Origin of the sequence: Actinomadura sp. GC306, assembly GCF_004348665.1 — a bacterium.
In the GTDB taxonomy this organism is placed as follows: Bacteria; Actinomycetota; Actinomycetes; order Streptosporangiales; family Streptosporangiaceae; genus Spirillospora.
This window is the reverse complement of record NZ_SMKM01000262.1, coordinates 1-9,458: the sequence shown is the minus strand read 5'-3', so window position 1 is coordinate 9,458 and position 9,458 is coordinate 1. Positions and strand designations below refer to the sequence as shown.

10 protein-coding genes are annotated in these 9,458 nt (G+C 70.0%); 6 read left to right on the top strand and 4 right to left on the bottom strand.

Features of this window, described 5'->3' with window-relative positions; all coding sequences use genetic code 11:
* Positions 1–89: 89 nt before the first annotated feature.
* Entirely contained in the window at positions 90–818 is a 729-nt protein-coding gene (locus tag E1200_RS27180) for a LamG domain-containing protein (RefSeq protein ID WP_165950476.1), read from the top strand.
* A 39-nt stretch (positions 819–857) separates the two neighbouring features.
* Here E1200_RS27180 and E1200_RS27175 read toward each other — a convergent pair whose 3' ends face one another.
* On the bottom strand, positions 858–1,151 hold the full coding sequence (locus E1200_RS27175) for a hypothetical protein (RefSeq protein ID WP_243708860.1): 294 nt from the start codon (positions 1,149–1,151) through the stop codon (positions 858–860).
* Between the two features lie 223 nt (positions 1,152–1,374).
* Here E1200_RS27175 and purF point away from each other — a divergent pair, with 223 nt between their 5' ends.
* Together purF and purM are read left to right on the top strand one after the other, a co-directional pair.
* Positions 1,375–2,829: an amidophosphoribosyltransferase gene (purF, locus tag E1200_RS27170; RefSeq protein ID WP_131954918.1), complete on the top strand. Its 1,455-nt coding sequence runs from the start codon at positions 1,375–1,377 to the stop codon at positions 2,827–2,829.
* On the top strand, positions 2,826–3,869 hold the full coding sequence (gene purM / locus E1200_RS27165) for a phosphoribosylformylglycinamidine cyclo-ligase (protein ID WP_131954917.1): 1,044 nt from the start codon (positions 2,826–2,828) through the stop codon (positions 3,867–3,869). The genes purF and purM overlap by 4 nt, the downstream gene beginning before the upstream one ends.
* 238 nt (positions 3,870–4,107) lie before the next feature.
* On the opposite strand, the gene E1200_RS27160 is transcribed toward purM, so the two are convergent.
* Positions 4,108–4,314 (bottom strand): DUF3073 domain-containing protein, encoded by a 207-nt coding sequence (locus tag E1200_RS27160; protein ID WP_131954916.1) that lies wholly within the window; start codon positions 4,312–4,314, stop codon positions 4,108–4,110.
* Between the two features lie 311 nt (positions 4,315–4,625).
* Complete coding sequence (locus tag E1200_RS27155; protein ID WP_279485166.1) at positions 4,626–5,759, bottom strand: Glu/Leu/Phe/Val dehydrogenase dimerization domain-containing protein; 1,134 nt, start codon at positions 5,757–5,759, stop codon at positions 4,626–4,628.
* 125 nt (positions 5,760–5,884) lie between these two features.
* Here E1200_RS27155 and E1200_RS27150 point away from each other — a divergent pair, with 125 nt between their 5' ends.
* Positions 5,885–6,763 carry a hypothetical protein gene (locus E1200_RS27150; protein WP_347813247.1) on the top strand — a complete coding sequence of 293 codons (879 nt, stop codon included), beginning with the start codon at positions 5,885–5,887 and terminating at the stop codon, positions 6,761–6,763.
* Positions 6,764–7,034: 271 nt separating this feature from the next.
* Positions 7,035–7,238 (top strand): developmental transcriptional regulator BldC, encoded by a 204-nt coding sequence (gene bldC, locus E1200_RS27145; RefSeq protein ID WP_012850682.1) that lies wholly within the window; start codon positions 7,035–7,037, stop codon positions 7,236–7,238.
* A 171-nt stretch (positions 7,239–7,409) separates the two neighbouring features.
* Here the strand turns inward: bldC and E1200_RS27140 are convergent, their stop codons facing one another.
* On the bottom strand, positions 7,410–8,099 hold the full coding sequence (locus E1200_RS27140; protein ID WP_243708859.1) for a TetR/AcrR family transcriptional regulator: 690 nt from the start codon (positions 8,097–8,099) through the stop codon (positions 7,410–7,412).
* A 269-nt stretch (positions 8,100–8,368) separates the two neighbouring features.
* Here E1200_RS27140 and E1200_RS27135 point away from each other — a divergent pair.
* On the top strand, positions 8,369–9,458 hold a 1,090-nt coding region (locus E1200_RS27135), incomplete at its 3' end, for a LacI family DNA-binding transcriptional regulator (RefSeq protein ID WP_243708858.1).

The window sequence follows — 9,458 nt, the reverse complement described above, 5'->3', positions numbered from 1 at the left end:
CGGAGCCGGAGGCCGCCGAGCCGGGCTGAGCGGGGCCGGCGGCCGCGCGCCCGATCCGGGCCTTGCCTGGACCGCCCTACGCTGCCAGCGTGGGCACCACCGTCCGTTCGGGGCCCGACCTGGAAGGCGGCGCGGCGCACGGGCACGGATGCGCGCACCGCCACACTGGAGGTGATCCCGTGCTGATCGCGCACTGGACGTTCGACGTCGGCACCGTGGACGGCCGCCGGGTCGCCGACACGGCCGGCACCGGGCCCGCCGCCGAACTGGGGGAGACCGCCGAGATCGTCCCGGGCCGGGCGGGCGAGGCGCTGGCACTCGGCGGGGACCGCCGGGCAGTGATTCCCGCCACACCGCAGCTCGTCCTCAGCCAGGTGTTCGGGTTCAGCGTGGCGTTCTCCGTTCGCATCACCGAAGAGCCGATCGGTGAGTGGCGCAGCCTCGTCTACAAGCCGGTCAGCGAGAACGACGCGCGGGGCCTCGGGCTCTGGCTCTACCCAGACGCGATGCGGCTCCGAGCCCAGCTCTTCACCGTCAAGGGCCCGGACTACGCCGACAGCCGCACCCCCCTGACCGTCGGTGAATGGACGCACATCGCGTTCGTCGTGAACACCGCCGGGATGTTCCTCTACGTCAACGGCGGTCTGGACGTGGCCGTACCGCTCGAACACGCCGTCGTCACCCCGGCAGGCCCCATCTACTTGGGAAGCGAACCCACCAAGCCCGGGTTCGGCGGCCTCATGGACGACTTGCGCGTCTACGCCACGGCACTCGACGAAGAGGCCGTCCGCGCCCTCGCCGAAGACCAGGGCGTATAGCCGTCCTCTAGCCGTCCTCTAGCCGTCCTCTAGCCGTCCTCAGGGCGTGGTGGCGGTGTACCTGGCGGAGTTGCCGTCCGCGAAGGGGAACTCACGCTCGACGCAGCCACGTCGCGACGAATCGTCCGGGTAGCGCGTCTCGTCACCGCACTCTGCCGCCTTGGTCAGCAGCCACACGAGCGCCACGGCACCGACAACGAGAGCCAGGGCGGAGCAGACGACGCCCACGATCGCGGGCTTCCGGTCCGCATCGCCCCGCACGAGGGCAACCGTCCCCAGGACGAGACCCACCAGCGCGGGGATGACCCCCGCCAGACACAGGATGAGCCCCACCAGCCCGACGATTCCGAGTACCTGTGAGGACCTCGCCAGCATGCTCCGCTTGGGCGGAGACGGAGGCGAATACGTCTGGTACCCAGGCAGCGTCATGTCTTCCTCCACGTGTCGGTCACCAGACTCCCCCGAGGTGGGCGATGCCTCCGGTTCGGGTGAGCAAAGGTCCGGTAAGTACATGCCACCGATCGGAGCAGCTGAATCAGGCATCTAGACTGGCGATGTGCCTCTCCGTGACGGACGTCTGAGCCACGACATCGATCCCACAGACCGCCCCCCGCAGGACGCTTGCGGGGTGTTCGGCGTCTGGGTCCCCGCGGACCAGGCGCCCAAGGCGGAAGTCAGCAAGCTCACCTACTACGGCCTGTACGCGCTCCAGCACCGCGGACAGGAGTCGGCGGGCATCGCCGTCAGCGACGGATCACGCATCGTCGTGTTCAAGGACATGGGGCTCGTAGCCCAGGTGTTCGACGAATCAGTGCTCAACACCCTCCGCGGCCACATCGCGGTCGGGCACTGCCGCTACTCCACGACCGGTTCGCCCACGTGGGAGAACGCGCAGCCCACGTTCCGGTCGAGCGACGCGGGCGGCCTGGCGCTCGTCCACAACGGCAACCTGATCAACACCCCGGAGCTGGCCGCACGGCTCGCACCGGGCGTGCTGACCGCCACCACCGACACCGAGGTCCTCACGGCCCTGCTCGCCACCCGCGGCGACGACGGCCCCCTGGCGGCCGCGCGGGAGATCCTCCCGGTCACCCGCGGCGCGTACTCGCTGGTCTTCATGGACGAGGGAACGCTCTACGCGGCCCGCGACCCCGAGGGCGTCCGTCCGCTCGTCCTCGGCGCGCTGCCGGACGGCGGCTGGGTCGTGGCGTCGGAGACCGCCGCCCTCGACATCGTCGGCGCCCGCTTCGTCCGCGAGATCGAGCCGGGCGAAATGGTTGCGATCGACGGCGACGGCGTCCGCTCCGAGCGGTTCGCCGAGGCCCGGCCGAAGGGCTGCCTGTTCGAGTACGTCTACCTGGCCCGGCCCGACACGACGATCGCGGGCCGCAGCGTCCAGGCCACCCGCGTTGAGGTGGGGCGCCGGCTGGCCCGCGAGCACCCCGTCGAGGCCGACATGGTGATCCCGACCCCCGAATCGGGCACCCCGGCAGCGATCGGCTACGCCGAGGCGTCCGGCATCCCCTACGGCCAGGGCCTGGTGAAGAACTCCTACGTCGGCCGGACGTTCATCCAGCCGTCGCAGACGATCCGCCAGCTCGGGATCCGGCTCAAGCTCAACCCCCTGCGCGAGGCGATCGAGGGCAAGCGGCTCGTCGTCGTGGACGACTCCATCGTGCGCGGCAACACCCAGCGCGCGATCGTCTCGATGCTGCGGGACGCGGGCGCCGCCGAGGTCCACGTCCGGATCTCCAGCCCGCCCGTCGCCTGGCCCTGCTTCTACGGCATCGACTTCGCCACCCGCGCCGAGCTGATCGCCGGGAACCTGTCGGTGGAGGAGATCCGCGACTCCATCGGCGCCGACTCGCTCGGCTACATCTCCCTGGACGAACTCATCTCCGCGTCGCACATCGCCAAGGACAACCTGTGCCGGGCGTGCTTCGACGGCGACTACCCCATCCCGGTGAACGACGACGCACGCGGCAAGCACCTGCTGGAGGTCATCCGATGACCGGTGGCCCCACGCCCACCTCGTACGAGGCCGCCGGGGTCGACATCGCGGCGGGTGAGCGTGCCGTTGAGCTGATGAAGTCGCGCGTGGCACGGGCACGGCGTCCTGAGGTGGTCGACGACGCCAGCGGCTTCGCAGGGCTTTTCGACGCCTCCGCGTTGCTGCGGTACAAGCGTCCCTTGCTCGCCACGTCCACGGACGGTGTCGGTACCAAGGTCGACCTGGCGCGCCGTCTCGGCGTCTATGACACGGTCGGGCACGACCTGGTCGGGATGGTCGTCGACGATCTGGTCGTGTGCGGCGCCGAACCGCTGTTCATGACCGACTACATCGCCTGCGGCAAGGTCGTCCCGGAACGGATCGCCGACATCGTCGGCGGCATCGCGGACGCCTGCGCCTTGGCCGGATGCGCCCTCGTCGGCGGGGAGACCGCCGAGCATCCGGGCCTGCTGGAGGCGGACGAGTTCGACCTGGCGGGCGCGGGCACGGGCGTCGTGGAGGCCGACGAGACCCTGGGGCCGGCGCGTGTTCGTCCTGGGGACGTGGTGCTCGCCATGGCCTCGTCCGGTATCCACGCGAACGGGTACTCGCTCGTCCGCCACATCCTGGCCTCGACGGATCTGACCCTCGAATCGGAGCCGTCGGAGCTCGACCGTCCGCTTGGTGAGACGCTTCTCACACCGACGCGCATCTATGCCAAGGACTGCCTTGCCTTGATCCAGGCCGGTGGGGTGCGCGCGTTCGCTCACGTGACGGGCGGTGGGCTGGCCGCGAACCTGGCCCGTTCACTGCCCGCGACCGTGGACGCCGTCCTGAAGCGGTCATCCTGGGAGACGCCGGCCTTGTTCCGCGTCCTGCAGGGCCACGGCGACGTTCCGCAGAACGAGATGGACAAGACGTTCAACCTGGGCGTCGGGATGGCGGCCATCGTCGCCCCGGACCACGCGGACGCGGCCCTCCGCCTCCTGACCTCACGAGGCGTGCCGGCCTGGCACCTGGGCGACATCGTCCCCGGCAACGGTACGGCGGCCCTCCACTGACGGTGACACGACGACCCGTGCAGATGACCCACCGAGGGCTGAGGCGGCCGCAGAGCGCCTCTCAGCCCCCGGTTGTCACACGGGTACCATCAGCCGCCGAACGTGCCCGGGGGGCGACCTCGGCGGCCCTTGGAGACCAAGACGAACACACCTCCATGACGAACACCTCGGCGAACACCCAGAGGTCACGACAAACGCCACCGCCCCGTGCTACGGGCGGTGGCGCCTTGTCTGCCGATCAACCGGAGGTGCCGTCCTTGCGGTCCTCGGTGCCGTAGTCCTCCGCGAAGTCGGCGTACTTCTCGGCGAGCTCGTCATAGGAGTCGTCGCCGGAGTCGTTGACTCCAAGTTCGCTCTTCAGGCGGTCGAGGTCCGTGTTGCCACTGTTGTACTTGAGCTGTCGGGCAACCTTTACCTGCTTGGCCTTGGCTCGGCCGCGACCCATTGGCTCGACCCCCTCGATGGTCAGGGCTTTCGTGGGCCCATCCAAGCGCGCGTGTACCACACGAACCGGTGCCTGATGAGCCATGCGTCAGTCACGGGTACAACCGTACCCGTTTTGCGCCCGGCTCGGTACATCGACGGTACGTGGCGGCGCTTCTGTTGCTGATAACAACAGTGTATCCCGTGGTCACGCGTACGCGCCAAAGCCGCCGTGGGACGGTCGTACAGCGCCCCACGACGGCTCTAGCAACGGTTTTGCAACGGTCTAAACAGGCCCTGAGACCGTTCCGCCGCAGGGGTGCCGGGACGGGCTCACAGCAGGATCCCGCGCAACCGGCTGATCTCTGACATCCGGCGCTCCGCGAGCCGGTCGGCCGCGACCGCCGGCGGGACACCCTCGTCGGCGGCCAGCGCGAAGATGCTGCGGGTGGTGTCGTAGATGCCGCTCGCGCGGGCCTTCGCCCGGTCGAAGTTGGAGCCCTCGATCTCGTCCGCGACCTGGATCAGGCCGCCGGAGTTGACCACGTAGTCGGGCGCGTACAGGACGCCCCTGTCCGCGAGGCTCTTCTCCACGCCGGTATGGGCGAGCTGGTTGTTGGCGGCCCCGCAGACCACTTTCGCCTTCAGGGCGGGCACCGTCTCGTCGTTCAGGGAACCACCGAGCGCACAGGGCGCGTACACGTCGATGTCGGCGTGGATCATCGCGTCGCTGTCTGCGACGACCTCCACCTCCGGGTGCAGTGACCGGACGCGGTCGACGGCCGCCTTGTTCACGTCGCAGATCACGACGTCGGCGCCGTCCTCACGCAGGTGCTCCACCAGCCGGTGGCCGACCTTTCCGACGCCCTCTACCCCGACCCGCTTCCCACGCAGCGCGGCCGTACCCCACATGGTCTCCGCCGCGGCGCGCATGCCCTGGAACACGCCGAACGCGGTCAGGATCGAAGAATCGCCGGCGCCGCCGTGCGCGACCGTCCGTCCGGTGACGAACGCGCACTCGCGGGCTACTATGTCCATGTCCTCGCTGCACGTGCCGACGTCACACGCCGTGTAGTAGCGGCCGTTGAGCGACTGGATGAAGCGTCCGTACGCCCTCAGCAGCGCCTCGGTCTTACCGGTGCCCGGATCACCGATGATGACGGCCTTGCCTCCGCCGAGGTCCAGCCCGGCCAAGGCGGCCTTGTACGTCATGCCACGGGACAGGTTCAGGACGTCGGCCAGGGCCTCGTCCTCGGACGCGTACGGGAAGAAGCGTGTACCTCCTAGGGACGGGCCGAGCGCGGTGGAGTGGATCGCGATGATGGCGCGCAGGCCGCTGGCCTCGTCCTGGCAGAAGACGACCTGCTCGTGTCCCCCGAAGCGGGAAACGCCGGAGGGTGCAGAGGGGTTGCCCCCCTCTATGGCGGGTTCGGTGCCCTTGTGGGGCGACCCGAAGACATTAGGCACGGTAGTGCCCTCCTCTCTGTCTCTAAGATCAGCGTAGGGCGCGGGATGCCGCCCCGCCCGGACGAATCTCATGTAACGATGCGATGGTGCTTCCGTACGCCGCGTACCTACGGGTTTATGAACCGGTGACCGCGTTCCCGGAGCCCGCGCGGACCCTGTGGACGGCCTACGCCGACTCTCGGCGGCGCCCGCGGCGGATCCACGCGCTTGGGGTGGAGCACCGCGAAGCCGCGCTGAGGATGACCGGCTCCCCGCCGGAGGTCGTGCCAGAGCGTGAGAGCAGGGACGCCTACGTCAGGCGCCTCGAAGACATGATCTACGTCTGCCCCTGGGAGACGCGGCTACGCTCCTGGCTGGCCTTTGAGCGCTTCAGGCACGAGCACGCCGCCGGTGTGGCGGCGGCGTTCGTCCCCCCGCCGCTGTCGGAGCGGGTGACGAGCGACTTCGAGCAGTGGAAGCGCGCGGGCCGGTCCCTGCAGCCGCACATCCTGACGAGCACGTGGCACGTCCCGCTGGACTGGTTCGTGCCGTTCGCGCGCAACGAGCGCTGCCTGATGCTCGGCACGCCGGGGACGGGCTACCGCGAGAACGACGCCACGGCGGAGGAACAGGGCGGCCACGGCCCCGCGACGGCCGCGCCCGCCCGTACCCTCATCTACGTCACATCGATGGGCGAGGCCCGCCGGCGGATCGCGGCCGCCCTCCCGGTGGTGCGCGAGAACCTCGGCGACGGCGCCGGCGAGGTGTACCTCCTGTCGGCCGGACGCCTGGAGACGCTGGCCCGGTGGCTGGGCGGTTTCGACCCCCGCGCGCTCGTCGAACTCGACTACGGCGGCCTCGTCCACCTCCTGGACGACCGGACGCTCAGCGCGGACGAGTCGGTGGCCGAGATGGCCGTGGCCCTCACCGGGATGGAGCGCGGCGAAGCCGCGCTGACCGTGGCGATGTACAAGCGGCTCCTGGCCCGCTGGCGGCCCGTTCGCGCACGTGAGACGGCGAACTAAAACAAATTTCCCGAATCCCTGCGCGATACGACTATACGTGTCGCTAGAATCACTCAGCGTGACTCAGTCACCATCGCGCAGGGCGACACGCGGCATCCGGGGGGATGTTTGCACGCAACTACCGCCAGGAACTTGCTTGTTGCGCTGAGTGGTGGCAAGGTTACACGTTGTGATGTCATAGTGGCTCTTTCGGGCCATAGGGGACATCAGTGACCGCGCGAGGATGATCGCAGGATCGCTGTCATCGGTCCACGGAGGAGAGGCCGCAAACATGTCAGCACGTACGCCAGAGGCCGAGCCCCTGCTGACGCCGGCGGAGGTGGCGACGATGTTCCGCGTCGACCCCAAGACCGTCACACGGTGGGCGAAGGCGGGAAAGCTCACGTCCATCCGGACTTTGGGGGGGCACCGCCGCTACCGCGAAGCGGAGGTGCGGGCGCTGCTCGCGGGAATCCCGCAGCAGCGGTCGGAATAGCCGCGTCCGCTGCGCCGCCCCCGGTGTCGGGTGCTCGAAGGCACCCCGGCACCGAGGGCGGCGCAGACCACCATCGACCACACCGGTTCTTTCGGGGCTACTGGGGCTGCTGAGGCTGTTGTCCGTATGTGGACAATTTGCCGCTTGTGTCCCAAAATCCGCGCACGTCACTCAGGCGGTCAGCTCTTCGTGGGAGAGGCGGTCGAAGAGCTTGTTGGTCAGCGGGTCGTGGCGGCCGGCCGCGTGGAACACGACGATGAGGTGGTCGACCAGCAGCGCCTCCAGGTCGGCGCGCGGTACGTCGCGGTTCTCCAGCCAGTCCAGGCCGGCGGTCTCCACGGCCGCCATCCAGGAGCGCAGCGTGATGCGCAGGACGGGCGGCGGTGTCTCGACCTCCAGCGAATGCAGGATCCGGTCCAGCAGCAGCTGCCTGATGCCGTCAACGATCTCGCCGACCTCGCCCGACCGGTCGGCGGGGCCGCCGCGCAGCAGCGCGGTGTAGCCCGCCGCGTGGCTCTCCACGAAGTCGAAGTAGCGCCGCAGCGAGATCCGCAGCCGGTCCAGCGGCTTGCCCTCCGTGGGCGGCTCCAGCAGGACCGACAGCTGCTTGGCCGCGCTGCCGAGCGCCGCGAGGTACAGCTCGTACTTGCCGCCGAAATAGTGGTAGACCAGCGCGCGCGAGGCGCCCGCGGCGGCCGCCACGTCGTCGATGGAGATGTCCTCGGGCGAGCGCGTGCTGAACAGCTGCAGCGCCGCCGCGATCAGTTCGTCTCGCCGTTCGTCCACGCTGAGCCTGCGGCGGCCCCGTCCGCCGCTCGGCCGGCCGCGCGCCTTGCCGCCGGTCACCGCACGATCTGCCACGTGGGCAGCGTATCCGAGCCGGGGACGGCACAGGTCACACCGGCGGCACCGAACGGGCTTTTCCCCCGGTCGTGATCATCCAAGGGCGGCTGTGACCCGGAACACCACAGGCCCGAACCACCATTGTCGGATGCCCGTTACTCACTGTTGCAACGGTTTGAGGGGCAGGCGCGGCATCATGGCATCTCCTCCCGAGCGGAGGCGGGCGCGCCGGCCCCCACTGACGCGCCGCCGCGGCAGGTCCTGCAGGTCCCCCTGGACGGAGTGCCATGTCAGCTGAGCAAGCGAATCCCCCGCACGACAGGCAAGGAGAAGGCGCGGTCCCCCGGCCGCGCGACGAACCGTCTCCGGCCGCCCGCGACGAAGGGAGGCCGGTCCCCGCGCCGAAACCGACGATCCGCAACGTCGCCGAGCGCGCCGGCGTCTCCAAATCGCTCGTCTCCCTGGTGATGCGGGGGTCACCGCATGTGAGCGAGCGCCGCAGGCAGGCCGTGCTGCAGGCCGCCCGCGAACTCGGCTACCGGCCGAACGCCGTGGCGAGGAGCCTGGTCGAGGGACGCACCAGGCTGATCGGCGCCATCGTCGCCGACCTGCACAACCCGTTCTTCGCCGAGTTCCTCGACGGCCTGCAGGAGAGCCTGCACGGCGCCGGCCTGCGGATGCTCGTCGGCAGCGGCCGCTGGGACCCGATGTTCGAGGCGGAGGCCGTCGAGGCGTTCCTGGAGATGCGGGTGGACGGGCTGGTGCTGCTCAGCGTCGTCCCCGACTCGCTGAAGGAGGCCGCCGCCAGCGTCCCGGTCGTGGTGGTCGGGGAACGCGACGTCGTCGGCGTCGACATCGTCGTGGACGACGACGAACTCGGCGCCAGCCTCGCCGTCGACCACCTGGTCGAGCTGGGCCACCGCCGGATCGCGCACATCGAGGGGGCCCGCTCCACGACCGCGCGCTACCGCCGCGCCGGGTACGAGCGCGCGATGCGGCGCCACGGGCTGGGCGGGGAGGTCCTCGTCGAACCGGGCGACTTCACCGAGGACGGCGGGTACCGCGCCGCCCTCGCCTTACTGCGCCGCGACCCGCGCCCCACGGCGATCTTCGCGCCGAACGACCTCGTCGCGACCGGGGCGCTGTCGGCGGCCGACGAGATCGGGCTCCGCATCCCGGCGGAGCTGTCGATCGTCGGGTACGACAACACCCATCTGGCCGCCATCCGGCACATCTCGCTGACCAGCGTGGACCAGCCGCGCCGGGACATGGGACGGGTCGCCGCCGAACTGCTGACCGCCCGCATCGGGGACCCGTCCCGCGCGGCGCGGCAGAACCTCGTCGTCCCGCACCTGGTGGTCCGCTCCACGACCGGAC